25 protein-coding genes are annotated in these 25025 nt (G+C 63.1%); 12 read left to right on the top strand and 13 right to left on the bottom strand.

Annotated features, from left to right (window positions below; genetic code table 11):
* Positions 1-9 precede the first annotated feature (9 nt).
* Positions 10-1002: an adenosine kinase gene (locus NKJ01_RS27405; protein WP_352732817.1), complete on the bottom strand. Its 993-nt coding sequence runs from the start codon at positions 1000-1002 to the stop codon at positions 10-12.
* Between the two features lie 237 nt (positions 1003-1239).
* Here NKJ01_RS27405 and NKJ01_RS27400 point away from each other — a divergent pair, with 237 nt between their 5' ends.
* Both NKJ01_RS27400 and NKJ01_RS27395 read left to right on the top strand, forming a co-directional pair.
* Positions 1240-2142 (top strand): DMT family transporter, encoded by a 903-nt coding sequence (locus NKJ01_RS27400; RefSeq protein ID WP_352732814.1) that lies wholly within the window; start codon positions 1240-1242, stop codon positions 2140-2142.
* Positions 2143-2312: 170 nt separating this feature from the next.
* Complete coding sequence (locus NKJ01_RS27395) at positions 2313-3017, top strand: sulfate transporter family protein (protein WP_352732811.1); 705 nt, start codon at positions 2313-2315, stop codon at positions 3015-3017.
* A gap of 7 nt (positions 3018-3024) precedes the next feature.
* Here the strand turns inward: NKJ01_RS27395 and NKJ01_RS27390 are convergent, their stop codons facing one another.
* From NKJ01_RS27390 to NKJ01_RS27365, 6 genes are all read right to left on the bottom strand, one after another.
* A complete protein-coding gene (locus NKJ01_RS27390; RefSeq protein ID WP_352732808.1) occupies positions 3025-4023 on the bottom strand; it encodes a proline racemase family protein in 999 nt (332 codons plus the stop codon).
* A gap of 14 nt (positions 4024-4037) precedes the next feature.
* Positions 4038-4841, bottom strand: a complete 804-nt coding sequence (locus NKJ01_RS27385; RefSeq protein ID WP_352732805.1) for an isocitrate lyase/PEP mutase family protein — start codon at positions 4839-4841, stop codon at positions 4038-4040.
* A gap of 76 nt (positions 4842-4917) precedes the next feature.
* Positions 4918-5112: a hypothetical protein gene (locus NKJ01_RS27380; protein WP_352732802.1), complete on the bottom strand. Its 195-nt coding sequence runs from the start codon at positions 5110-5112 to the stop codon at positions 4918-4920.
* Between the two features lie 70 nt (positions 5113-5182).
* The gene (locus NKJ01_RS27375) at positions 5183-5845 is read right to left on the bottom strand and encodes an HAD family hydrolase (protein ID WP_352732800.1); all 663 of its coding nucleotides are present in this window, start codon (positions 5843-5845) and stop codon (positions 5183-5185) included.
* The gene (gene dut / locus NKJ01_RS27370; RefSeq protein WP_023758254.1) at positions 5845-6330 is read right to left on the bottom strand and encodes a dUTP diphosphatase; all 486 of its coding nucleotides are present in this window, start codon (positions 6328-6330) and stop codon (positions 5845-5847) included. The genes NKJ01_RS27375 and dut overlap by 1 nt, the downstream gene beginning before the upstream one ends.
* Positions 6331-6408: 78 nt before the next feature.
* Positions 6409-6879 (bottom strand): Lrp/AsnC family transcriptional regulator, encoded by a 471-nt coding sequence (locus tag NKJ01_RS27365; RefSeq protein ID WP_023758253.1) that lies wholly within the window; start codon positions 6877-6879, stop codon positions 6409-6411.
* A 115-nt stretch (positions 6880-6994) separates the two neighbouring features.
* Here NKJ01_RS27365 and NKJ01_RS27360 point away from each other — a divergent pair, with 115 nt between their 5' ends.
* On the top strand, positions 6995-7243 hold the full coding sequence (locus tag NKJ01_RS27360) for a DUF6356 family protein (protein WP_023758252.1): 249 nt from the start codon (positions 6995-6997) through the stop codon (positions 7241-7243).
* Between the two features lie 16 nt (positions 7244-7259).
* Entirely contained in the window at positions 7260-8057 is a 798-nt protein-coding gene (locus tag NKJ01_RS27355; protein WP_352732796.1) for a class II glutamine amidotransferase, read from the top strand.
* Positions 8058-8198: 141 nt separating this feature from the next.
* Here NKJ01_RS27355 and NKJ01_RS27350 read toward each other — a convergent pair whose 3' ends face one another.
* Positions 8199-9149, bottom strand: coding sequence for a hypothetical protein (locus NKJ01_RS27350; RefSeq protein WP_352732793.1), 951 nt, complete (start codon positions 9147-9149; stop codon positions 8199-8201).
* Between the two features lie 321 nt (positions 9150-9470).
* Here NKJ01_RS27350 and NKJ01_RS27345 point away from each other — a divergent pair, with 321 nt between their 5' ends.
* From NKJ01_RS27345 to NKJ01_RS27335, 3 genes are all read left to right on the top strand, one after another.
* Complete coding sequence (locus tag NKJ01_RS27345; protein WP_352732790.1) at positions 9471-9713, top strand: hypothetical protein; 243 nt, start codon at positions 9471-9473, stop codon at positions 9711-9713.
* Between the two features lie 98 nt (positions 9714-9811).
* Complete coding sequence (locus NKJ01_RS27340) at positions 9812-10036, top strand: hypothetical protein (RefSeq protein WP_352732787.1); 225 nt, start codon at positions 9812-9814, stop codon at positions 10034-10036.
* A 298-nt stretch (positions 10037-10334) separates the two neighbouring features.
* The gene (locus NKJ01_RS27335) at positions 10335-11708 is read left to right on the top strand and encodes an amidase (RefSeq protein ID WP_352732785.1); all 1374 of its coding nucleotides are present in this window, start codon (positions 10335-10337) and stop codon (positions 11706-11708) included.
* Here the strand turns inward: NKJ01_RS27335 and NKJ01_RS27330 are convergent.
* Complete coding sequence (locus NKJ01_RS27330) at positions 11702-12775, bottom strand: NAD(P)/FAD-dependent oxidoreductase (protein ID WP_352732783.1); 1074 nt, start codon at positions 12773-12775, stop codon at positions 11702-11704. The two genes, NKJ01_RS27335 and NKJ01_RS27330, sit on opposite strands and share 7 nt — an antisense overlap.
* A gap of 221 nt (positions 12776-12996) precedes the next feature.
* Between NKJ01_RS27330 and NKJ01_RS27325 the strand changes: the two genes are divergently transcribed.
* Positions 12997-14589, top strand: a complete 1593-nt coding sequence (locus NKJ01_RS27325) for a peptide chain release factor 3 (protein ID WP_352732780.1) — start codon at positions 12997-12999, stop codon at positions 14587-14589.
* Between the two features lie 174 nt (positions 14590-14763).
* Here NKJ01_RS27325 and NKJ01_RS27320 read toward each other — a convergent pair whose 3' ends face one another.
* On the bottom strand, positions 14764-15234 hold the full coding sequence (locus NKJ01_RS27320) for a VOC family protein (RefSeq protein WP_352603983.1): 471 nt from the start codon (positions 15232-15234) through the stop codon (positions 14764-14766).
* Positions 15235-15507: 273 nt separating this feature from the next.
* Between NKJ01_RS27320 and ilvD the strand changes: the two genes are divergently transcribed.
* The 3 genes from ilvD (at position 15508) to NKJ01_RS27305 (ending at position 19837) form a co-directional block, all read left to right on the top strand.
* Positions 15508-17352, top strand: coding sequence for a dihydroxy-acid dehydratase (gene ilvD, locus NKJ01_RS27315; RefSeq protein WP_352732778.1), 1845 nt, complete (start codon positions 15508-15510; stop codon positions 17350-17352).
* Positions 17353-17421: 69 nt separating this feature from the next.
* The gene (locus NKJ01_RS27310; RefSeq protein ID WP_352732775.1) at positions 17422-18702 is read left to right on the top strand and encodes an amidohydrolase family protein; all 1281 of its coding nucleotides are present in this window, start codon (positions 17422-17424) and stop codon (positions 18700-18702) included.
* 211 nt (positions 18703-18913) lie between these two features.
* Positions 18914-19837, top strand: a complete 924-nt coding sequence (locus NKJ01_RS27305) for a DMT family transporter (protein ID WP_352732772.1) — start codon at positions 18914-18916, stop codon at positions 19835-19837.
* A 7-nt stretch (positions 19838-19844) separates the two neighbouring features.
* On the opposite strand, the gene NKJ01_RS27300 is transcribed toward NKJ01_RS27305, so the two are convergent.
* The gene (locus NKJ01_RS27300; RefSeq protein ID WP_352732770.1) at positions 19845-20747 is read right to left on the bottom strand and encodes a phosphotransferase; all 903 of its coding nucleotides are present in this window, start codon (positions 20745-20747) and stop codon (positions 19845-19847) included.
* 103 nt (positions 20748-20850) lie between these two features.
* Here NKJ01_RS27300 and NKJ01_RS27295 point away from each other — a divergent pair, with 103 nt between their 5' ends.
* Positions 20851-21483 carry a class I SAM-dependent DNA methyltransferase gene (locus NKJ01_RS27295; protein ID WP_352603993.1) on the top strand — a complete coding sequence of 211 codons (633 nt, stop codon included), beginning with the start codon at positions 20851-20853 and terminating at the stop codon, positions 21481-21483.
* 1 nt (position 21484) lies between these two features.
* Here the strand turns inward: NKJ01_RS27295 and NKJ01_RS27290 are convergent, their stop codons facing one another.
* Positions 21485-23938: a GcvT family protein gene (locus NKJ01_RS27290; RefSeq protein WP_352603995.1), complete on the bottom strand. Its 2454-nt coding sequence runs from the start codon at positions 23936-23938 to the stop codon at positions 21485-21487.
* Entirely contained in the window at positions 23935-24822 is an 888-nt protein-coding gene (locus tag NKJ01_RS27285) for a phosphotransferase family protein (protein WP_023758238.1), read from the bottom strand. Before NKJ01_RS27285 ends, NKJ01_RS27290 begins: the two co-directional genes overlap by 4 nt.
* Between the last annotated feature and the right edge of the window lie 203 nt (positions 24823-25025).

Below are 25025 nucleotides of genomic sequence, written 5' to 3'. Positions count from 1 at the left end.
TGATGGCCGCTACAGCAACCCCGCCTGCTCAGCCTCGCGGCGCAAATTCTGCCGCGGCCTGGGGCCAATCTGCTGGATCACCAATCCGGCCGCCAGTGAGCCAAGGTCGCCGCAGGTCTGCAGGTCGCGGCCTTGGGTGTATCCATGCAGGAAGCCGGCGGCATAGAGATCGCCGGCGCCCGTCGTGTCGACCAGCTCCTTGATCGCGGTCGCCTTGATGATCACGGTCTCGTCGCCGCGCACGATAACCGAGCCCTTTTCCGAACGGGTCACAGCGGCGATCCGGCAGTCCTTGCGGATCTGCGCCAGCGCCTCGTCGAACGACGATGTCTGGTAGAGCGACTTGATCTCGTGGCTGTTGGCAAAGACGATGTCGACCGTGCCCGAACGCATGAGGTCGAGGAATTCGTCGCGGTAGCGGTCGACGCAGAACGAATCCGACAAGGTCATCGAGACTTCGCGGCCCGCCGCATGCGCCAGCTTGGCTGTCTGCCGGATTGCTTCCTTGGCGCGCGGCGGATCCCACAGATAGCCTTCGAAATAGGTGACCTTGGCGCCAGATGCCTTGTCGGCCTCGACATCCTCCGGGCCGAGCTCTACGCAGGCGCCGAGATAGGTGTTCATCGAACGCTCGCCATCGGGGGTGACGAAGATCATCGAGCGCGCCGTCGGCGGCTCGCCCTTGAGCGGCCTGGTGTCGAAGGCGACGCCCTGCGCATGGATGTCGTGAGCGTAGATTTCGCCCAGCGTATCGTTCGAGACCTTGCCGAAGAAAGCGGCGCGGCCGCCGAAGCTGGCAACGCCGGCCGCCGTATTGCCGGCGCTGCCGCCGGAGGCTTCGATCGCCGGGCCCATGCGGCTGTAGAGCAGTTCGGCGCGCTTTGTGTCGATGAGGTTCATCGCGCCCTTGATGATGCCGTTGGTTTCGAGGAATTCCTCGTCGCACTGGGCGATGATGTCGACAATGGCATTGCCGATGCAAAGCACGTCATATTTCGGCATCAATGTCTCCGCCAAAAACCCGAGCCGGCTTCTTGCCATGCCGGCCCGGCGCGGGTCTAGCGATTTGAAACCGGTTTGCCTAGGGCGTGATACGGAACTTTGGCGAAACAGGCTGGAACAGGCCAAAGGTGCCGCAGCTGCGAGGCGCTATGACAATTCGACCGTGGCCGAAGCATTTCGTCGCCGCACAGCTTACAAGCCCGGCTCAGCCGATCACGTTTTGAAGCGAGCCAGTTCATGCCTGTAAAAAACAACATGACGACCGACCTGGCGCTGCTCGCCGTGCTGGCATTACTCTGGGGCGCCTCTTACACCTTCATCAAGATCGGCGTCGAGACCATCCCGCCGGTCACTTTCATTGCCGCCCGCACCCTGATCGCAGGCGGTATCCTGTTCGCGATCATCCGCTGGCGCGGGCTTGCAATGCCGGGGGATGCGGCAAGCTGGCGCCGCTTTGCCTTTCAGGCCTGCCTCAACAGCGTCGTGCCGTTCACCCTGATCGCCGCGGCCGAGCGCTCGGTGGATGCCGGCCTCGCCACCATCCTGAACGCGACCTCACCGATCTTCACCTTCCTCTTGACCGCGCTCGTTACCCGCCACGAGCCGGTCACGTTGCGCAAGCTGATTGGCGTCGGCGCCGGCATTGCCGGCATCTGCCTCATCATCGGCACGCAGGCCCTGGGTGGTCTCGGTCACCAGTTGTGGGCGCAGTTGGCTATCGTCGCGGCGACGATCTGCTATGCCGGTGCGGCGATCTTTGGCCGTGGCTTCAAGGGCCTCGACCCGATGCTGCCGGCCGCCGGTTCGATGCTGAGCGGCGCCATCATTCTGGTGCCGCTCGGCCTTGTGTTCGACCAACCATGGACGCTGGCGCCGTCGACGGCGTCGATCCTGGCTTTGCTCGGCCTGTCGGTGTTTTCCACCGCGCTGGCCTTCGTCATCTATTTCCGCCTCATCCACACGCTGGGCTCGGTCGGCACCACCTCGCAGGCCTATTTGCGCGTGCCCATCGGCGTCGGCATCGGCGCCCTCTTCCTCGGCGAAAGCCTGGGTTCGACGGCATGGCTGGGCATGGGTTTCGTCGTCGCCGGCGTCGCTGCCATGACCATACCGGTTCGAAAGCCGGCGTTTGCGCGGTAGAGCAATTTCAGGAAAAGTGTGAAGCGGTTTTCCCGGGAAAAGCGCATAGCGCTTTCCCTTGGGAATTGCGTCAAAGCAAAGAACCAGCCCGCTTGTGCGCGCGACCTAAGCTGCCTATCTCGAAAGCGTCCGCCGCTCGGCGGTGTCCGCTGACCTGGGGTTGAAGCACGGTGATTTTCGACGCAGCACGCACCGCGGCCCTTGAGCTGCTCTCGCCTCCGTTTCGTGCCGTGTTCGTGAAGACACTCGGGCTGACTTTGCTGGCGCTGGTGGCCTTGTGGTTCGGCCTGACCAGCCTCGTCGAGTGGCTGGCGCTGCCTTGGCTGCAGACACTGTTGCCCGGCATGCCGTCCTGGGCCGGCTGGCTCGGCGGCATCATCGCTGCCATCGCGCTCGCCTTCGGCATGGCGTTGCTCATCGCGCCGGTGACGGCAGTTATCGCCGGCCTGTTTCTTGACGATATCGCCGAAGTGGTCGAGCGCACCGACTATTCCAGCGATCCGCCCGGCCGCGCCATGCCGGCGCTGCGCTCGCTGGTGCTGTCGATGCGATTCCTCGGCGTCGTCATTCTTGGCAACATCGTCGCCTTGCTGCTTCTGCTGGTGCCGGGCGTCAACATTGCCGCATTCTTCATCGTCAACGGCTATCTGCTCGGACGCGAGTTCTTCGAATTCGCCGCCATGCGCTTTCGCGGGGAAGACGAGGCCAAGGTCTTGCGCAGGCACTATGCCGGCACCGTGTTTCTCGCCGGGCTGCTCATCGCCGCCTTTCTCGCCGTGCCGCTGCTCAATCTGGTGACGCCGCTGTTCGCCGCCGCCATGATGGTGCATCTGCACAAGGCGATCAGCGCGCGGGAAGTTACCCGCCGCGGCTAAGCTCTATTCAGCGTAGGAGGAACCCGCACCCCAGTTCGTCGTCGGGCTCGACGATGAACTCAGCCCGCCCGGAATAATAGGCGCGGCCGCCGACGCGGGCGATGATCGCCTCGTGCGGGCCAGCCGTCGCCGTCCGCACCACGGACCCGGAAAAACGCGAGCCGGCGATGCTCTCGAACATGCGCGTCTGCCCGATCGCGATCTCGCCCTTGGCCTGCATGGCCGCCAGCCGCGCGGTGACACCGGAGCCGGTCGGCGAGCGGTCGACCTCGGCCTCGGCGAAGACACAGATGTTTTTGGTCACCTCGCCGGAAAAGGCATCCTTTCCGTCGGTCAGGATGGTGCCATAGAGAAAGGCAAGGTCGGCGTGGTCGGGATGCGACAGCGGAAATTCGGCCTTCAGCCTGCCTGTCAGGGCAGTCGCCGCATCGACGAAATCGCGTACCCGGTCGCGGCCGAATTCGAGCCCGAATTGGTGGCAATCGGCCAGCGCGTAGAAGGCGCCGCCATAGGCGATGTCGAAGCCAATCGTGCCATGGCCCGCCAGCCCTATCGTCTGGCTGCCGGCGAAAAGGAACGCCGGCACGCTTTCGAACGACACCGCGCCGGCCTTGCCGTCCCTGACCTCGACCGAGGCGACGACCAACCCGCATGGCGCCTCGATGTTGACCGTCGTCACCGGCTCGCGTTTCGTCACCAGTCCTTCGTCGACGGCGTAGCGGCCGAGCGCGACGATGGCGTGGCCGCACATGGTCGAATAGCCCTCATTGTGCATGAACAGCACCGCGAGATCGGCGCGGGGAAGGTCCGGCTCGACCAGCAAGGCGCCATACATATCGTAGTGGCCGCGCGGCTCGAACATCAGGATTTTCCTGAGATGATCGAGATGGTCGCGCACATAGGCGCGCTTTTCCAGGATCGTGCCTCTCGGGATATCCGGATAGCCGCCGGTGACGATCCGGAGCGGTTCGCCGCCGGTATGCATGTCGACGACGGTGAGCGTCATGCCGCGGACCCTATCTAAGCTGAAGACTTGCCAAACAGCGCCTGCAACTTGCCGAACGGCATGGCGGCGCGGGTGAAGCCGAATGTACCATCCTGCTGGATCTCGCGCGCCGCCGTCTCCAGCATGCCATAGGCGAAATTGGTCAGCCACGGCCCGAGCGAAATACGCTTGACCCCGGCCGTGGCGAGATCGGCGATGGTGAAGCCGGGCCTCGCCATGACGTTGACCGGCTTGCCGACCGCCGAGCAGATCGCACGCACCATCTCGACGTCACCGATGCCCGGCGCATAAAGCACGTCGGCGCCGGCCTTTTCGAAGGCCTGAAGCCGCTTGATAGTGTCGTCGAGGTCGGACTTGCCCCACAGGAAATTCTCGGCGCGCGCGGTGAAGACAAAATCGCGCTTCAGCGCCCGCGCCGCCTCCACGGCCGCCGCGACGCGCTCGACAGCGTGCGAGAAATCATAGATCGGTCTGTCCGGGTCGCCGGTGTGGTCCTCGATCGAGCAGCCGGCAAGGCCGGCCGCCTCCGCCGCGAATACGGTTTCGGCGGCACTGGTCGGGCTGTCGCCCTTGCCTTTCTCGAGATCGGCCGAGACCGGCAGGCTGGTCGCCGCCGTCACCTCGCGGCAATGATGGATCATCTGGTCGAAGGTCACGGCGCCGTCCGGCAGGCCGCGCGAAAAGGCAAAGCCGGCGCTGGTCGTCGCCAGCGCGGTGAAACCGAAAGAAGCCAGCAGCTTGGTCGTGCCGATATCCCAGGGATTGGGCATGACGAAGGTCGAGGCATGCAGGTCGCGAAAGATCTTGCCCTTGTCCATGGTAGTTCCCCCTGTGCGGTGTGGCTAAACGGATTTTATCCTGCCTCATTTGGCCGGGCAAACGAATGCGGTTGGCTCAGAAGCGTTTGGCGTTCTCTCCTGCCAATTTGTCCAGCGCGTCGGAATCCTTGGCGTAGCGCGATGTCTGCTTGTCCCGGTCATAGGTGACGGAAATCGCGTGGGTTCCAGGCTTGGGCCGCCATCGTCGCAGATTTCGCCGCTCAGCGCCGTAGCATCGGTCACGATCACCTTTGATGGCGGTGAGTTTCATCCGTGGCCTCGGGTTTGCCGGCCAAGCTAGCACGGCCGATCGAGGCGTACAGCCGCGGCTGGAGATCAGGTCAGTGGATCGGCACCAGCCCGGCCAGTTCGCGCATGTCGTCGAACAGGATGCCGCCGGCCTGGATCAGGCCGTCGCGGTCGGAATAGGGGTCGCCATGATAGGAAAACACCCGCATGCCGGCGGCGATGCCGGCCTGCGTGCCGGCGACGCTGTCTTCGATGACGATGCAGTCGGCGGGCGCGAAGCCCATGGTCTTGGCCGCATGCAGGAACAGGTCGGGGAACGGCTTGCCGCGCGCGACCATGGTCGAAGAAAACATCGCGTGCTCGAACAACGGCAACAGCCCGGTCTGGCCGAGCGTGATGTGCATCTTCGACACCCTGGCCGAAGTGGCGACGCAATAGGCGATGCCGGCTGAACGCACGGCTTCGACAAACTCTCGGACGTAGGGGATTGCCTCGACGCCATGGGCGAACAGATCCGGAAGGCCGGCATTCCAGCGATCGACGAAATCGGCGCCGAGTCTGACGCTGGTCTCCCCTTCGATCTCTTTCTGCACCGACGCCATGCTACGGCCGGAGAAATGCTTGCGGCAATATTCGAAGCTCGTCGGATAGCCGGCAGCGCTCAGCCATTCGGCGAGGCGCCGATTGGCCAAGTTCTCGGTGTCGACCAGGATCCCGTCGCAGTCGAAGATGACAAGTTTAGGCAGTTCAGGCATCAGGCGGTGCCGGTCGATCCGAAGCCGCCCGAGCCACGCGCCGTTCCGCCGGCCAATGTACGCTCTTCCACGCTTGCCTGCGTCACCGCCGCGAAGACGATCTGGGCGATGCGCATGCCGCGCGTCACCGCGAAATCCTCGTCGCCGAGATTGATCAGCAGCACCTTCACCTCGCCGCGATAGTCGCTGTCGATGGTGCCGGGCGTGTTGAGGACGGTCAACCCATGTTTGAAGGCAAGGCCCGAGCGAGGCCTGACCTGACCTTCCATGCCTTCCGGAATTTCCAGGATCAGCCCAGTCGGCACCAAAGCGCGTTTGCCAGGCAGGATCAGCAGCGGCCGGTCCTCGGGCACCGCGGCGCGCAGATCCATGCCGGCCGCACCTGTGCTTTCATAGGCAGGAAAGGGCAGCCCTTCAGCATGCGGCAACCTGACGAAGCCGACAGTGGGACCGATGACGGAGGGAGTTTGGAGGGCTGCGCGCATAAAATCGATCCTATCGGCGCGGACGGCGATTCGGTCAACTCGACAACAATGCTATCAACGTCTTTCTTTCAGGCATCACTATGACCTGGCCATCGGAACGACGGTCGTCTCTTTGATCTCTTCCATCACGAAGGAGGCCGATACATCGGACAGCGCCACCTTGGCGATCAGCCGCTGGTAGAGCCGGTCATAGGCCTTCACGTCGGCGACGCGGGCGCGCAAGACATAGTCGAGGTCGCCGGACATCCGGTAGACGCCGATGATCTCGGGAAAGCTTGTCACCGCCGCCCGGAACTTCCGCAGCCACTCCGGGTCGTGGTTGGACGTGCGGATCAGGATGAAGACGGAAAGGCCAAGTCCGAGCTTTTCGGCATCGACCAGGGCCACCCGGCCGGTGATGACGCCATCCTCCTCCAGCCGCTTCACGCGGCGCCAGCAGGCATTGCGCGACAGCGCCACGCGTTCCGACAGTTGGTCGACCGACAGCGTGCCGTCACATTGCAACTCTGCCAGCAATTTCCGGTCGATTTCGTCGATTTCCAACGCCATGCGGGATGTTTGTCCCATGAGATGGCCAAATACAAGGATAATTTGAGACCGATGAACCGGCGAAGCATGTCAGGATACTCATATCAGGAACGTCAAGCGCTGAAGGGGAACCAGAATGTCGATCGCAAGGATTTTCACCTCTCATCCGGCCAAGGTCGGCGAAACCTATTTCGGTCACATGGCTTTTGCCGCCTGGTTCTCGTCGCGTCTGCTGATGGCGGCGGCCGCTGCGCTCGTTCACGCTTTCTTGCCATTTCTGTTTGAAACTACGGCCAGCCGAATCGTTCGCGAGCTTTACGAGCGGACGCACAACAGAGGCAAACACCCGATCAAGGAGCCTGCGGCTCTTATGGATCGCGCCTAGAGGACGACAGAAAGCGATGTGCCGATGGGCGGCCTATCTTGGTGAAGCGGTCTTTCTCGAAGACATCCTTACCGCGCCCTGTCACTCGCTGATCGCCCAGAGCCATTGCGCCCAGGAAGCAAAGTCGCCGACCAATGGCGACGGCTTTGGTCTTGCCTGGTATGGCGACCGCCCTGAGCCGGGTCTCTATCGCGATATCCTGCCGGCCTGGTCGGATCCCAATCTGAAGAGCCTGTGCCGGCAGATCAAATCCGGCCTGTTCCTGGCCCATGTGCGCGCCTCCACCGGCGGCGCCACCAGCCGCATGAACTGCCATCCGTTCATCTCCAGCTCCTGGTCGTTCATGCACAACGGCCAGATCGGCGGCTTCGAAAAAATCCGCCGAGCGCTGGAGAACTCGCTGTCCGACGCCGTCTTCGACCAGCGCGAGGGCACCACTGATTCCGAATTGTTTTTCCTGCTGATGATCGATGAAGGGTTGGCCGGCGACCCGCAAGGTGCCGTCTCGCGTGCCACCAGCCGCGTGCTCGACGCTTCGCGCCGCGCCGGTCTCGATCCGTCACTGAAACTCACCGCCGCCTTCTCGGACGGGCAGGAACTTCATGCGGTGCGTTATGCGACCGACGCGCACGCGCCGACGCTCTACACCTCCACCTTAGGCAAGGGCGGCGGCCGCTGCATCATGTCCGAACCGTTTGACCGCGAGGGCGGCGATTGGCAGGCTATTCCGCCATCGAGCTTTGTCACCATGACCACGGATGGCATGGCTATTCGTCCCTTTGCTCCGGCTGCGAAGCTGGCGCTGGCCGTCTAATGCATGTCGCTCAAAAGTGGCCCCGGTTTTAAGACAACGACATGCATTGAGACCTAAAGCGCGGTGCATGAATCCACTTCGACGCGACGCGCTTTAGTCGCAAATCACGGCGTCGTCGCGGGCATCGGCTGGCAGTCACTTTCAGGGGCTTTGCGGCGCGCTGGATTGTCTCAGCCAATGGCGGTCGAAGACATCGAGAATGGCGCGGAACTCGGCTGGCGGGATCTGGTGGACGCCGCCATCGCTGCCTCCCACGAGGAACCGTACGAGTTGTCGGTCGACCTGCTCCGGCTGGTCGATGGATATGCCGAGCGATGCCAAATCCTCCGATATCGACTGGTCGCCCAGCAGGTATCCGCCCCACGAGGTGGTTCCAGGCGCCGGATCGCGCAGACGTACCATGAGGATTCGGGTCAATGACGGCAGCGCCTCCGGGCCGATAATAGCGGTTCCGCACATATACCCGCCAAGCACACTTCCCGGCTGCGACTGCGGCAACAGGCTGATGAAGAACTGGGCGTCGCCGCCAGCTTCCTTCAGATGCACGTAAAGAGCGCGCTTGGCTGGCGTGACCGGGCCGCCAAGCACCAACTGGCCGGTCGGCAAGGCTTCGCGATATGTGGCGGTCAAGCCATGCAGGCCAGGCCCTGCCTCGATCGACAGAATGCCCTTGATGATCTGGCCGCGATAGTAAGGCGACCAGGCGCGCGAATAACATGCATAAGTACCAGTCAGCGCGAAGACGACGCTGCGCTCATCATGGTTGGAGGAGGCATCGAATTGAGTGCCGGCGCGGCGTTCGAGCACCGCGCTGTCGACGCCGTGGCGGGCTGCGATGGCGGCGGTGAAGTGCGGCAGGTCGCAGTCGGCGATCCATGAGCCGGGCTGCTCCAGGCCTAGCAGCTTCGTCCAATCGTCATAGACACTGTGCTCGCGCGGCTGGGCGCGACCCTGCAGCCATTTGTCGGCGCGGCCGAGATCGAACGCGGTCTTGGGGTTAACGGCCCGGAACGCGGCCGCCAGATCCTTGCGGGTGACGGTCCCCAACAATGCCGACGTCAACCGCAATTTCTGCGCAATGTGCTGTGCCATTCGGCTGCCTCTTGCTGCTCGTTGTTCTGCCATAACATGCCGCACCTATCCTTCCATGATATATTTCCATTAGCTAATATTCCAGGAATTCCAGAGAATTCCACGGTATTCCATACGCGCTGCCTTTTCCGGTCGCGGGCCGGCGCTAAGCTCGCAGAGGGCTAGGGGCATATCATCCGCAAGAACGTGCTGAACGTGGGCTGAGCACGTCCCTTCCTTCGCAGAGCAGTGACACACTCCAATCGAGCAACGGGTAACCAGGCTCAAGGAGCCTGCTGGCAACCGAACCGTAATGCCATCTAAACCTGAAGGAACGACCGGATGACCTCGAACGCCTCTTCCAGACTGACGTTAATTGTATTTACCGCTGGCTGTATCGCGCTGGCGCTGCTCTTCCGATACGCGCCGGCCGGTGAATTTCCCTCGAAATATACCAAGGTCGCACCGGTGGCACGCGCCGCAAATCCGACCCGCATCGACGTCGACAATGAGGCGCACGCCATACGCTTCTACGTCGATGGCAAGCAGGTCGCCTTGCTCGATCAGTCCGGTTTCAGGCAGTGAAGCGCCGGCCCTTTTGAATGCATGAGACAAGAATTTGGGCGCGACGCATGGCTGATCCAGAAAATGCGCAGCGCTTTGGAACCTGAGAGGAAACAGTCATGAGGCTCGTTCTGTCCGCGTTGCTTGTGTTGCTTGCCTTGTCGCAGGTGGCGGAGGCGAAGAAGAAAGTCTTGGTGACGCAGGACAATGTCGCCAAGGCACAGGCGCCCCGGCCTCCGCTCGACAACGCATCGACAGGCGGGATTAGGCCGGCAGCGAATCCAAAGGCGCTGGCCACCGACGGGCCGCAGTACCCGCCGGCGCTGTATTTCAATTTCCTGTAGGCGGTTGCTTGCCGGCGTCGGATCGACCCGTGCGGCGCCGATCTTGAGCCGTCACTGAGACTCACCGTTACAGGATCGAGCGCGGCGCCGAAGCTGCTGATCTCCCCACTTGTGGGACACTTGTGGGGGAGATGTCCGGCAGGACAAAGGGGGCGCCGTAGAGCGCAGACTTGGACAGTTCCAGCCTGCGCGACTTCGATCAAACGCAGCCGATCCTCAACTGCTCAATTTCGCTTGAAATTGCAACGCCATCCGCCATCTTGACCAGGGCGAGCGCGTCAAGCCGGAGCATGGGGTTATGGACAGCATCTTTTCCTCAACCGGCCAACTGGCCGCCGCGATACTTGACCGCAAGATTTCCGCCGTCGAAGCGCTCGACGCGCACTTGGCGCAGATCGATGCGCACAACGATGCGGTCAACGCCGTCATCTCGCTCGACAGGGAAGGGGCTCGCAGCCGAGCCAAAGAAGCCGACGCGGCACTGGCGTGGGGCGCTGTACCTGGGCCGCTGCATGGCGTACCTTTCACGCTGAAGGACATGCACGAGACATCCGGCATGAAGACCACAGTCGGCTTCCCGGCCTTCGCCGATTATGTCGCCAGGCAGGACAGCCCCGTAGTCGCGCGATTGAAGGCAGCCGGCGGCGTGCTGATGGCCAAGACCAATGTCCCGACCATGCTGTCTGACTGGCAGTCGAACAATCCGCTGTTTGGCCGCACCAGCAATCCATGGAACCTCGAGCGCACCGCCGGCGGCTCCAGTGGCGGTGCGGCAGCGGCGATTTGCGCAGGGATGACGCCGTTCGACGTCGGCAGCGACATGCAGGATTCGATCCGGCTGCCGGCCGCCTTCTGCGGTGTCTATGGCCTAAAGCCGACGGAGCATCGCGTCTCGCTGGCCGGCGCCTTCCCGAACCCAGGCGGTGCTGCGCGCAGTGTGCGGCTGATGTCCTGTCTTGGACCACTGGCGCGCAGTGTGGAAGATCTGGCACTGATCTATCAAATCATTTCCGGCCCGGATGAAAGCGACACCGATCTCGCGCCGGTGCCGGTCGAGGACGTGCCGAAGCTCGATCTCAAGACAGTGCGCATTGCCTTCGCGCCGTCCTTTCCCGGATTTCCGGTGGCCGGCGACATCAGTGCCGCGGTCGAAAGTCTCGCAAGGCAGCTGCAAGGCGCAGGCGCCGTCGTCGAAGAAGCGAAACTGCCGAAACTCAATCTGCACGGCGATCTGGAGCAGGGCGGCGCCCTGATCGGCATGATGATGGAGGCCGCGCAGCCGGAGCCGCCACAGGAGCCGACTCCGGTCTCTCGCTGGTTCGAGGCGCTCGCCCGCCGCGACAAATCCATTCTCGCCTGGGACCGGTTTTTCGAAAATTATGACGCGTTGCTCTGCCCGGTCGCCATGGCCACGGCCTTCCCGCATTGCGAGCCGGGCACATCGATCGAGGTCGACGGCAAAGAGCAGAGCTATTGGATGCTGCCGGCCTATGGCGCGGTGTTCAACTACAGCGGCCATCCCGCGCTTTCGATGCCGCGCGGACAAGACAGTGCCGGCCTGCCGATCGGCCTACAACTGGTCGGCAAGCGCTGGTCCGAGTCGCGCTTGCTCGGCATCGCCAGGGCAATCGTACCTCTGGCTGGCGGCTTTCGCCGTCCGCCTGGCTATTGAGCGAAGCGCGACAATCCATAAGCGCCAAGCAGCGGGTCACGCTCGCCCTCCAGTATCTCCCGCGCGACGAATAGGCCGACGGCCGGCGCCAGGGTGATGCCCGAATGCATGACCGCGACATAGACACCTTCCATGCCCTCGGCGCGGCCGATGATCGGAAAGCCGTCGATCGGCGTCGGCCGATAGCCGACCGTGTGGAAATCCAATTCCAGCCTGTCGCTGCCGTGCAGCATTGCTTTCATGGCCGCAAAAAGCCCGCGGGCGGTGCCTTGCGGATCCATGCCCGGGTCGGCACCGCCGAAATCGGAGCCGGCAATGATCCGGCCTTCGGCTGTCTGGCGCATGTGCAGCCGCTCGGCCAGCACCAGGCCGTTGAGCAGCTTTTTGTAGGGCCGTGAGTGGACGATCAGCCCGGGCGGCGCCTCGATAGGCAGTCTGATCCCGGCCGTCGCGGCAATATCCGGTGAGCCGACGCCAGCCGCGATCACGACCTCGTCGGCGGCAATCAGGCCATGCGATGTGTCCACGCCAGTAATCCGACCGCCGGTCTGGACCAGCGCCGTAGCGGTGCTGGAGATGGTGCGCGCGCCTTGTCGTTCGGCATCGGCCAGCAGCATTTTGGCGGCGGCCACCGGCTCGACGACACCTTCCTCAGCCACATGCAGGGCAAAGTCGGGAAGCTCGGCGAGATTTGGCTCGATGCGCGCCACGCCGGCGCGGTCGACGCGCTTGATGCCGTAGCCCCAGGCGGAATGCTCCGTGGCGTAAGTTTCCATTGCGGCGGCCGGTAGGTCCCAGCACAGGCCGCCGCACCAGCTGAGCGGGAGGCCGGGCAGGTCCTGCGCCAGCCGCGACCACTCGGCCATCGCGCGGGTGCGCAGCCGGAAATATGGCTCCGGATTGCCCCAGCTGGCATTGATCCAGGCAAAGGAATTGGGCGTCGCCACCCCGCCGGCAGCACTGTCGGCGATAACCGTCACCTGCGCACCACCCTTGCTCAGATGCCAGGCGATGGAGGCGCCGACGATACCGGCGCCGATGACGATCACTTGCTTCGCAGCGCTCATGCTGACTCCCTCTGCCTCGCAATTCCTGACGGACATCCACCCAAGTGCCATCCTGTTTCCCACTTGCCAACATCGCGCAGCAGGAAATATGCGCAATGCGCACGCAACGTGATCAAGTTCCTTATTCCGAGGGCGAGCAGCGGCATCCGTGCCGCCGGAGCGGTCGACAGCCCGGCACTGCGCTGCTAGAAGCCCGGCCTGTCACACGGAAATCCCAGAGAATGCCCGAAGCAATAGAAGAAGAAGTGGCGCGCCGCCGCACCTTCGCGATCATCGCACACCCGGACGCCGGCAAGACGACGTTGACCGAAAAGCTGCTGCTGTTCGGCGGCGCCATCCAGCTTGCCGGCGAAGTCAAGGCCAAGAAGGACAGGATCCAGACCCGGTCCGACTGGATGAAGATCGAGCGCGAGCGCGGCATTTCGGTCGTCACTTCGGTGATGACCTTCGAGTACGAGAACACCGTCTTCAACCTGCTGGACACGCCCGGTCACGAGGATTTCGCCGACGACACTTACCGCACGCTGTCGGCGGTCGACTCGGCCGTGATGGTCATCGACGCCGCCAAGGGCATCGAGCCGCGCACGCTGAAACTGTTCGAGGTCTGCCGGCTGCGTGACATCCCGATCATCACCTTCGTCAACAAGATGGACCGCGAAAGTCGCGACCCGTTCGAGATTCTCGACGAGATCGAGCAGAAGCTGGCACTGGATACCGCGCCCATCACGTGGCCGATTGGTCGGGGAAGAACCTTTTCCGGCACCTATCATCTGGCGCTGAACGCGGTGCGCAAGGGCGACGACGAGAAGGAACGCACACCGGTCCACGGTCCCGATTCCAACCGCGTTGCCGGGCTGCTGCCGGAAAACGAGCGCGAGGCCTTTATCGAGGAGCTGGAGCTCGCGCGGGAGGCTTGCCGACCTCTTGATATTGACGCCTTTCGCGAGGGTCATCTGACGCCGGTCTATTTCGGCTCGGCGCTGCGCAATTATGGCGTCCGCGACCTGATCGAGGCGCTTGGCGCGTTTGGGCCGCCGCCGCGCGCGCAGGAGGCCGACACCCGCAAGGTCGAGGCGACCGAAGAGAAGATGACGTCCTTCGTCTTCAAGATCCAGGCTAATATGGACCCCAACCACCGCGACCGTATCGCCTTCGTCCGCGTCTGCTCGGGCAAGCTCGAGCGCGGCATGAAGGCCAGGCTGGTGCGCACGGGAAAACCGATGTCGCTGTCGGCACCGCAATTCTTCTTTGCCCGCACCCGCGTCACTGCCGACGAGGCCTTCGCCGGCGACGTCGTCGGCATTCCCAACCACGGCACGCTACGCATTGGCGACACGCTGACCGAGGGCGAGGAGATCCTGTTCCGCGGCGTGCCGAATTTCGCGCCCGAAATCCTGCGTCGTGTCCGCCTCGGCGATGCGATGAAGGCCAAGAAGCTCAAGGAGGCGCTGCAGCAGATGGCCGAGGAAGGCGTCGTGCAGCTGTTTTCACCCGAGGATGGTTCACCAGCGATAGTCGGCGTCGTCGGCGCGCTGCAACTCGACGTGCTGAAGGAACGGCTGAACTTCGAATACACACTGCCCGTCGAATTCGAGATGTCGCGCTTTTCCGTCTGCCGCTGGATCTCGGCCGACGACAAGGCCGAGGTACACCGCTTCATCGAGGGGCATCGCGGCGACATCGCCCGCGACCTCGACAATGATCCGGTGTTTCTGGCCCAGCACGCCTTTTCGCTGAACTACGAAGCCGAGCGCTGGAAGGCGATCCGCTTCGCTACGATCAAGGATTATCAGGTTCGCGACAAGGCGGCGTAGGCGCCAGTTTTTCCTTCTCCCCGTTCACGGGGAGAAGGTGCCCGAAGGGCGGATGAGGGGCAGCGTCGACCTGGGTCTAATAGATTCCAACGTTCCCCGCCCGTCGCAGGCTCCAGGCGTTCGAAGCTCGAAAAGCCAAGCAATTGGCTTTCCGTCCGCTACGCGGACCGCTTCTCACCCTTTCGCCGCTTCCTCGATCTTGGCGACGTCGATCTTGCTCATCTGCATCATCGCGGACATCACGCGGCCGGCCTTGGCCCGGTCCGGATCCAGGAGCAGGTGCGGCAGCTGCTCCGGCACAACCTGCCAGGAGACGCCGAATTTATCCTTCAGCCAGCTGCATTGCGACGGTTGGCCGCCACCTTCGATGAGCTTGTCCCAGAAGTAATCTACCTCTTCCTGCGTCTTGCAGTCGATCGACTGCGACATCGCTTCGGTGTGCTTGAACTGCGGTCCACCATTGAGCGCCTGGAACTGCACGCCGTCGAGCTCGAACGTGGTCACCAACACCTTGCCTTCATCGGCGTGGCCTTCGGGCCAACGCATCACGCTCAGCACCTTCGAACTCTTGAAGATGGAGACGTAGAAATTCATGGCCTCTTCGGCCTGGCCGTCGAACCACAGGCAGGTGGTGATCTTTTGCATGTCGTGCTCCTCGGGTGTTTTGGTTGCGGTTACGGCGAAACGGCTGACTCCGGGAATGGTGCTGCCATTTCCATACCGTTTGCCTAAGGACGGCCGTGCGGCACGCAATCCGACAACAGGGTCCAATTTTTTTGGAAGATCTGATTTTTGAGGGGAATCTGGCGCATTGCAAAATTGTGGCCAGACCATGTTTGCGCGTCTATAACGCCTGCGGTCCGAATTCAGCGCCGCCGCGCCATATCTTCGGCTGCGGCCAGCCACCAAGGAAAAAACATGCCTGCCTATCGCTCCCGCACCACCACTCATGGCCGCAACATGGCCGGCGCCCGCGGTCTGTGGCGCGCCACAGGCATGAAGGACAGCGACTTCGGCAAGCCGATTATCGCCGTCGTCAACTCCTTCACTCAGTTCGTGCCCGGCCATGTCCATTTGAAGGACCTCGGCCAGCTGGTCGCGCGCGAGATCGAGAAGGCCGGCGGCGTCGCCAAGGAATTCAACACCATCGCCGTCGATGACGGCATCGCCATGGGCCACGACGGCATGCTCTATTCGCTGCCGTCGCGCGAACTGATCGCCGATTCCGTCGAATACATGGTCAATGCGCATTGCGCCGACGCCATGGTCTGCATCTCCAATTGCGACAAGATCACCCCCGGCATGCTGATGGCCTCGTTGCGCCTCAACATTCCGACCGTCTTCGTTTCCGGCGGGCCGATGGAAGCCGGCAAGGTGGTGCTGGCCGGCAAGACGCAGGCGCTCGATCTGGTCGACGCCATGGTGGCGGCCGCCGACGACAAGATCTCCGACGAGGACGTCAAGGTCATCGAGCGCTCGGCCTGCCCGACCTGCGGCTCCTGCTCGGGCATGTTCACCGCCAATTCGATGAATTGTCTGACCGAGGCGCTGGGTCTTTCGCTGCCCGGCAACGGTTCGACGCTGGCCACACATGCCGACCGCAAGCGGCTGTTCGTCGAAGCCGGTCACCTGATCGTCGATCTCGCGCAGCGCTACTACGAGCAGGATGATGAGACCGCTCTGCCGCGCAACATCGCCTCGAAGGGCGCCTTCGAGAACGCCATGACGCTCGACATCGCCATGGGCGGTTCGACCAACACCGTGCTGCACATCCTCGCAGCCGCGCATGAGGGTGAGATCGACTTCGATCAGGATGACATCGACGCGCTTTCCCGCAAGGTGCCGGTGCTGTGCAAGGTGGCTCCCGCCAAGGCGGACATCCATATGGAAGACGTCCACCGCGCCGGTGGCATCATGGCGATCCTCGGCCAGCTCGACAATGCCGGCTTGATCAACCGCGACCTGCCGACAGTTCATACGTCCACGCTCGGTGAAGCACTCGACCATTGGGATATTTCCCGTACGACCAGCCAGAGCGTGCGCGATTTCTTCCTCGCTGCCCCTGGCGGCGTGCCGACGCAGGTCGCTTTCAGCCAGGACCGTCGCTGGGACGAGCTCGATCTCGACCGCGAAAAGGGTGCTATCCGCTCGGCGCAACATCCCTTTTCCAAGGATGGCGGCCTCGCCGTTCTGAAAGGCAATCTGGCGCTCGACGGCTGCATCGTGAAGACGGCCGGCGTCGACGAATCGATACTGAAGTTCACCGGCCCGGCCCGCGTATTCGAAAGCCAGGATTCGAGCGTCAAAGCGATCCTGTCCAACGAGATCAAGGCCGGCGATGTCGTCGTCATCCGCTATGAGGGACCGCGCGGCGGCCCCGGCATGCAGGAGATGCTCTACCCGACCAGCTATTTGAAGTCGAAGGGGCTCGGCAAGGCCTGCGCCCTGGTCACCGATGGGCGCTTCTCTGGCGGCACGTCGGGCCTGTCGATCGGCCATGCGTCGCCGGAAGCCGCCGAAGGCGGCCTGATCGGCTTGGTGCGGGAAGGCGATACGATCGAGATCGACATCCCCAACCGCAGCATCCGCCTTGCCGTTAGCGACGCTGAAATCGCTGCCCGCCGCGCTGCGATGGAAGCAAAGGGCGCCTTGGCCTGGAAGCCCGAGGAAAAGCGCAAGCGCAAGGTGACGACCGCCTTGCGCGCCTATGCCGCGATGGCCACCAGCGCGGCCAAGGGCGCGGTAAGGTTCGTGCCGGAGTAGGGAGTTTTTCCTTCTCCACAAGGGAGAAGGAGGAGCCGCGCTGGATGATTCTTCAAGCGGGATGGCGACATGGATTTCGACCTTATCGTACGCGGCGGCACGCTGCCTGATGGCAGGGTTGCCGACATTGGCATCTCCGGTGAGACCATCGCGGCGATCGAGCCCGCTCTGCGTGGTTCCGCGCAAACCGAGATCGACGCCCGAGGCAACCTGGTCTCCGCGCCCTTCGTCGATCCGCATTTCCACATGGACGCAACGCTCTCTTACGGCGTTCCGCGCATCAATGCTTCGGGCACGCTGCTCGAAGGCATTTCACTATGGGGCGAGTTGAAGCCGCTTTTGACGCATGAGGCGGTGCGCGACCGCGCGCTGGCCTATTGCGACTGGGCTGTGTCGATGGGTCTGCTCGCCATCCGCACCCATGTCGACGTCTGCGACGACAGGCTACTGGCGGTCGAGGCCCTCCTCGACGTCAAGAAGACGGTGGCGCCTTATATCGATCTGCAACTGGTCGCCTTCCCGCAGGACGGGTTTTATCGCTCGCCATCGGCACGGGAGAACACCATCCGCGCGCTGGACATGGGCGTCGACATTGTCGGAGGCATCCCGCATTTCGAGCGCACCATGGCCGACGGCACGCGCTCGGTAACGGAGCTGTGCGAGATTGCGGCCAGGCGAGGCCTGATGGTCGACTTGCATTGCGACGAGACTGACGACCCGCTGTCGCGTCACATCGAACAGCTTGCCTATGAGACGCAGCGCCTTGGTCTTCACGGTCGGGTGGTCGGATCGCACCTCACCTCGATGCATTCGATGGACAATTACTATGTCTCGAAGCTGCTGCCGCTGATCGCCGAGGCCGGCGTCTCGGTCATTCCCAATCCGCTGATCAACATCATGCTGCAGGGCCGCCATGACACCTTCCCCAAGCGCCGAGGGCTGACCCGGGTCAAGGAGATGCTGGCGCTCGGCATTCGCGTCGGCTGGGGCCAGGATTGCGTGCTCGATCCCTGGTATTCTCTGGGCACCGCTGACATGCTCGACGTCGCCTTCATGGGTCTGCATGTCGCCCAGATGTCGAGCCCGGCCGACATGGCGCGTTGCTTCGACATGGTCACCAATGTCAACGCGTCGATCATGGGGCTCGATCATCTCGGCCTGGCGGTGGGCAAGCGCGCCAGCCTCGTCATCCTCGACGCCGGCAATCCGGTCGAGGCCCTGCGCCTGCGCGCCGAGCGCCTGTGCGTCATCGCCAGGGGTAAAGTGGTGGCGCAGCGGACGAAGCAGGAGACCCGGCTTTCGATCGATGGGCGGCCGGGGATGGTGAACCGGCGGCACATATCCAGCTAGAGCGGGTCACCGTCTCGCTGAAACGGCGAACCACTGCTAGCTCTTTGTTTTGACGCAATTCCGGACAGAAAACCGTTTCACACTTTTCCTGGAATTGCTCTAGATACAGCGGATTCCCGGCGCTGGTCTTACCCATTGCCCGAATTCTCCTCGTCAAAGCCGCTGCTTCCGTCTACGACGCCGCTTACACAGGGGAGGAATCGGGATCGGCATGACGCAGCCCGTGGCGCAGAATTCCACAGTTCGGAACGTGCTTCTGGCCGGCATTCTGCTGATGCTGGCCGGCGACTTCCTGTTTGCGCTGAACGACGCCATGGGCAAGTGGCTGGTCGCCAGCTTCTCCGTCGGCCAGGTGGTGCTGATCCGGTCCATTGGCGCCTTCTTCGTGCTTGGCCCGATGATCGCCCATCAGGGCGCGGCCAAGCTGTTCCGCTTGGAACGCCTGGAGCTGCAGCTGCTGCGCATTGTCATGACCACGCTCGACACCGCGCTCTTCTATGCCGCCGTCGTCTATCTGCCGCTCGCGGATGTGATGAGTTTCTACATGGCCGGGCCGATCTACGTTGCGGCACTCTCGCATCTCTTGCTTGGCGAAAAGGTCGGCTGGCGCCGCTGGATGGCGATCCTGCTCGGCTTCTGCGGCGTGCTGATCATGCTGAAACCGTCCTCGGCGGCATTCTCGCTGTCATCTGGCTTCGCGCTGGCAGGCAGCATCGCCTTCGCTTCCGCCATCATCCTCAACCGGCGGCTGCGCGGCACCAGCGACACCAATCTGGTGACGTGGCAGACCATCGGCACGCTGCTGGTCGGCGGTGTGCTGACCATAGGTGCCTGGCAAACGCCGTCAGCACTCGATTTTGGTGCCATGCTGCTGCTCGGCATCGTCTCCTGCGGCGCGCATCTGATGATCACCAGGGCGCTCAAGTTGGCTCCGGCCTCGACACTGGCTCCGCTGCACTACACGCTGCTCCTGTGGGCGGTGGTGTTCGGGCTGGTGTTCTTCGGCGACGTTCCCGGCCCGCGCATTCTGATCGGCTCGGGCATCGTCGTTCTCGCCGGCCTGTTCATCTTCCACCGCCAGAAAGTCGTCGAGACCACGGTGCCGCCGGAGAACGTGCCGAAGGGCGTCAATTAGTCCAGGCTCAGCCCTGACGTATAATCGCCAGATGCCGTGAAAACTCCGGCGTCTCCATCAGCGCCTTGCAGCGGGCGAAGCGGCCATCGGCATAGGTGCGAAAGTCGTCGACCGGATTGTTGTTGGCGAGCTGGATCAGTCCCCACAGCGTCCACAACAAATCGCACATCGCCTTGTAGATGACGATGCGGCCGCGCTCGGCCGGCCTCGCCTCGCCGCAGAAATAGGCGCGCATCATCTCTTCGTCCTGCGCTGCGTCGAATCTGCCTTCCACGGAGAGGTCGCCAAGGTCCCAGAGCGGGTCGTTCATGCCCGAATATTCCCAGTCGACGATCCACATCCGCTCACCCGTGTCGAGGAAGTTCTCGCACAGCGGATCGCAGTGGCAGGCGACGATGGGCAGCGGATGGGCGGCGAGCGCCGATCGCACAGTCTCGGCCTCGTGCACCACGTCATGATAGCCGGCGGGCAGGGCGACATCCTTGGTCGACAGCACCTTGAGATAATCGTCGATCATCGCAAACAATTCGAAGCGGAAGGGAAACACCGCGCCTGAATTGTGCAGCTTGCGAAAAGCCTCGCCAGCCCGCGCGGGACTGCCCGACCGAAGCTTGAATTTTTCCGGCGACATCGTCTCGGCGCCGGCGATGAAGCGCGTCACCATGATTCCGGTGGCGGGATCGACATGCAGCACCTCAGGGCTGACCCCTGCCTTTGCCGCTTCGCGCGCCGCTACCGCCTCGTTGGCCCTGTTGATGTATTCTTCGGTACCTTTGCCGGGAATGCGCAGGCAGAATTGGCCGGCCCTGAATACCAGATTGGTGAGACCGCCAAGCCGTTCGAGTGGCCCGGTGTAGCCGGCCAGCACGGGAATGACGGCCAATGTCGCGCGCACTTCGTCTGTCACCATGCCTGCGCCCCCACGCTGTTATTTGTCGCAGCGACGGTTCCACAATTTTCGTGCTTTGGCTATCATCCGATGTGAGACCCAAGGAATGGTGGACAGGACAAAAGTGGCGGACAGCAAACATCATGGTGCACTTGGCGCCGTCTATGCGGCCAAGCGCCCGGAGGAGGTCGCAGCACTCTATAACAGCTGGTCGCAGACCTATGACGCCGACATGTCGGCCGCCGGCTATCGCCACCCAACGATCTGCCTTGCGCTGCTGGCCCGCCATCTGCCGCGCGGTGCCGCACCGCTGCTCGATGCCGGGGCCGGCACTGGGCTGATCGGCGAATGGTTGAACATTGCCGGCTATCCCCAGGTCGAGGCACTGGACATCTCGGAAGGCATGCTGGCTCAGGCCGCGCGCAAGGGCGTCTATTCGGCGCTTCATTGCCTGGCTCTCGGCGGTCATCTGCCCTTTGCCGACGATGCCTATGCCGGGATCATCTCGGCCGGCGTCTTCACCTCCGGCCATGTCGGCACTGAGGGGCTGGACGAACTGATCCGCATCTGCAGGCCGGGCGGCATCATCGTGCTGACGGTCAAGAACACGCTGTGGGAAGCGGGCTTCGCCGCGCGCATCGCCGAGCTCGAGGCGCAAGGTCTCGTCAGCCGCGTCGAGGAAACGAGGCCTTACATTTCCATGCCGGGCGAGGCCGACACCGTGCCGAGCCGCGGTCTCGCTTTGCGCGTGATTTGATCTACGCTTTGACCTTGGCGGCTGTCGGATCGTACATCGGCTCGAGATGGATATTGGCCGGTGTTCGTTCCATCGCGACCACCAGTTCGTAGTCGCCCGAGGTGAGAAAATCTTCACTGACGCCATCGGCGTTGCGCACATAGCCGTAGCCGATGTTCTTGCCCAGCGTGTAGCCGTAGCCACCGCTGGTGAGATAGCCGACCAGCTCGCCATTGCGTAGGATGGTCTCGCGTCCGAGCAACACGATCTCGGGGTCATCGACCGTGAAGCCGGCGAAACGTTTCTTCAGCGCCGCGCCGCTGGCCGTCTCGAGCGCTCGCCGCCCAATGAAATCGGTATTCTTGCGCAGCTTGACCGCCCAGCCGAGGCCTGCTTCCTGCGGCGTGTCATTGGGCGTGATGTCGGAGCCCCAGGCGCGATAGCCTTTTTCCAACCGCAGCGATTCGAGCGCACGATAGCCGACCGGGCGGATCTCATACGTCTTTCCTGCCTCCATCAGGCAGTCGAAGACTTCGCCGGTGGCCGCGATCGGCACATGCAGTTCCCAGCCGAGCTCGCCGACATAGGTGACGCGCAGCGCCCGAACCGTGTGACCGGCGACGGCAATCTCACGCACATGGCCGAATGGGAATGCCGCGTTCGACACGTCCGCGCCGGTCACCGCCGAAAGCACGTCGCGCGCCCGAGGGCCCATCAGCGAAAGCGTGCCGAAATCCTCGGTGACGTCGACAAGCGTGGCACTGAGCCCTTGGCCGATATGGTCGCTGATCCATGACAGATCATGTGTGCGAAAACCTGTGCCTGTGACGATGTAGAACTTTTCCTCCGCCAGCCGCGCCACCGTCAGGTCGGCCTCGATGCCGCCGCGTGTATTGAGAAGCTGCGTATAGGTCAGCCGGCCGGCCGGCTTGCCGACGTCGTTGGCGCAGATCCAGTCCAGCGCCTTGAGCGCGTCAGCCCCGCTCAGCTCGTATTTGGCGAAGGACGATTGATCGAAGATGCTTACCTTTTCGCGCACGTGCCGGTGTTCGTCGCCGACCGCGGCGAACCAGTTCTGCCGCCCCATCGAATAGATGTCCTGGGGCTCGACACCTTCGGGCGCAAACCAGTTAGGCCGCTCCCAGCCGAGCTTCGAGCCGAACACGGCGCGCTGCTGTTTCAGCCTGTCGTAAAGGGGCGAGACGATACGAGGCCGCCCGCTGACGTACTCCTCATGCGGAAAGCCGATCGTATAGTGTTTCCCATAGGCTTCCAGAGTGCGGTCGCGGACCCACTGCCGGTCGCGGTGCAAATTGGAAAAGCGCCTGATATCGACGACCCACAGGTCGAGTGGCGCTTCGCCGTCGACAACCCACTGCGCCAGCACCCAGCCGGCCCCGCCGCCCGATGCGATGCCGAAGGCGTTGAAGCCGGCGCCGACGAACATGTTGGCGCATTCGGGCGCAGTGCCGAGGATGAAATTGCCGTCCGGCGTAAAACTCTCCGGGCCGTTGATCATCTGCTTGACGCCGACGGTTTCCAGCGCCGGCATACGCGCGATCGCCTGCATCATGTGTTGCTCGAAATGATCGTAATCGTCGTCGAACAGTCTGAACTCCCAATCATTGGGTACGTCGCCCCCGGGGAGATCGGTCGTCCAGGCCTGTGGATTCGGCTCGTAGCCGCCCATCACCAGCCCGCCGACCTCCTCCTTGAAATAGGTGCGCCGGTCCGGGTCACGAATGGTCGGCGCGTCGGTCGCCAGCCCATCGATCTTCTCGGTGATGATGTACTGGTGCTTCACCGGCTGCAGCGGCACGTTGATGCCGGCCATCGCGCCGACCTGCCGTGCCCATTGCCCGGCGCAGTTGACCACCTTGTCGCAGGCGATGTCGCCCTTGCTGGTCTTTACCATCGTGATGCGGCCGTCCTTCATCTCGAAACCGGTGACGCGGACATCCTCGAACAATTTCGCGCCATGCATGCGCGCGCCCTTGGCCAGCGACTGCGTGATGTCGGAGGGGCTCGCCTGGCCATCGGTCGGCAGCCAGGAGGCTCCGACGAGATCGCCAGTTTCCATGAGCGGCCACATGGATTTGATCTCCGCCGGGGACAGCAATTGCATGTCCATGCCGAAACTTTTCGCCGTCGTCGCCAGCCTTTTGTACTCGGTCCAGCGGTCGGCATTGGTGGCGAGCCTGAGGCACCCGGTCATCTTCCAGCCGGTGGCGAGGCCGGTCTCGGCCTCCAGTCCCTTGTAGAGGTCGACTGAGTATTTTAGCACACGGGTGATCGACGCTGACGAGCGCAGCTGGCCGACAAGGCCGGCGGCGTGCCAGGTCGAGCCCGAGGTCAGCTTGCCTTGCTCCAGCAACACGACATCAGCCTTGTGGTCGCGCGCCAGGTGATACGCTGTCGAACAGCCGATGATGCCGCCGCCAATGACGACGATGGCGGCCTGGCTGGGCAATGTCATGATTTCTGTGTCCCGTACTTCGTTCTGTAGTTTTCCAGCGCGGCGTCGAGCCGCGTCAGGTTTTCCTCGGTGTAGGCGACGTAGTCGATGCCGGGCGCGTCGAGGTAGAGCTCGGACACCATGCTCCACATCGCCTCGCGCAGCAGCGAAGCGCATTGCATAGCCGCGTGCGAGCGGCGGATCGCCTCATCCGGTTCCTTCATGAAATAGGCGGTCAGGAAGGCGAAGGATTCCTCGTCGCTCATCCCGGCGTTGGAGGCTACGCCGGCGAGATCGAACATCGCCGTATTGAAGCCGGCATATTCGAAGTCGATCAGCCACAGCCTGTTGCCATCGTCGAGAATGTTGGCCGGCAGCAGATCGTTGTGGCCAAAGACGATCGGCAGCAGTTTCTGTGCGCGCTCCAGCTCGTCAGCCAGCGTCAGCAGGCGCGGCAGGTCGCTGCGTTTGCGGCTGCCGCCTTCTTCAAGCGTGCGCGCATAGTCTCGGATGACATGGAACACCCAGAACATGAAGCCGGCGCCGGAGACGTGATTGGGCATCTCGCGATGGAAGGCGCGCATGAGCGCCGCGATACGCCCGAGACTGGTGCGCACATCCTCCGCCTGCAAGGTTTTGGCGCCGAGAAACTCCGTCACCAGGATGCCCGGCTCGGCATGGAGGACGGCCGGTGCGAAACCAGCGGCATGGGCCGCCCGCGCGGTCATCACCTCGCGCTCACGAAAGACATGGTGGAACGGATAGTCCTTGCCGAAGCGAACGACATGTTTGCCGGCCGCATCCGTGACCACATAGTTGGCGTTGCTCAGACCGCCGGGTAGGGGTGCGATTTCGATGCCGCCGGTCCAGCAGGGCAGGTCGCGGATGCGTTCTTCGGCGGTCACGGAATCATCCCTGGTTTGCTGGGGGTTCGATAAGGTGCCATGGACAGAGCGACGATGGCGGGGAGAAACGGAAAAAATCTCGTCGGTGCGGGATGCCAGGATCGGTATCCCGCACCGCACCGACGAGCCCCTTGGCCAGGTCTTTGAGCCCGGCATCCGCCCCCGCGGATCTGAAACTTCCTCGCGCCCGGCACGTTACAAAC

It is taken from the genome of Mesorhizobium sp. M0276 (genome assembly GCF_040321755.1).
In the GTDB taxonomy this organism is placed as follows: domain Bacteria; phylum Pseudomonadota; class Alphaproteobacteria; order Rhizobiales; family Rhizobiaceae; genus Mesorhizobium.
This window is presented reverse-complemented; position numbering and strand designations above follow the sequence as displayed.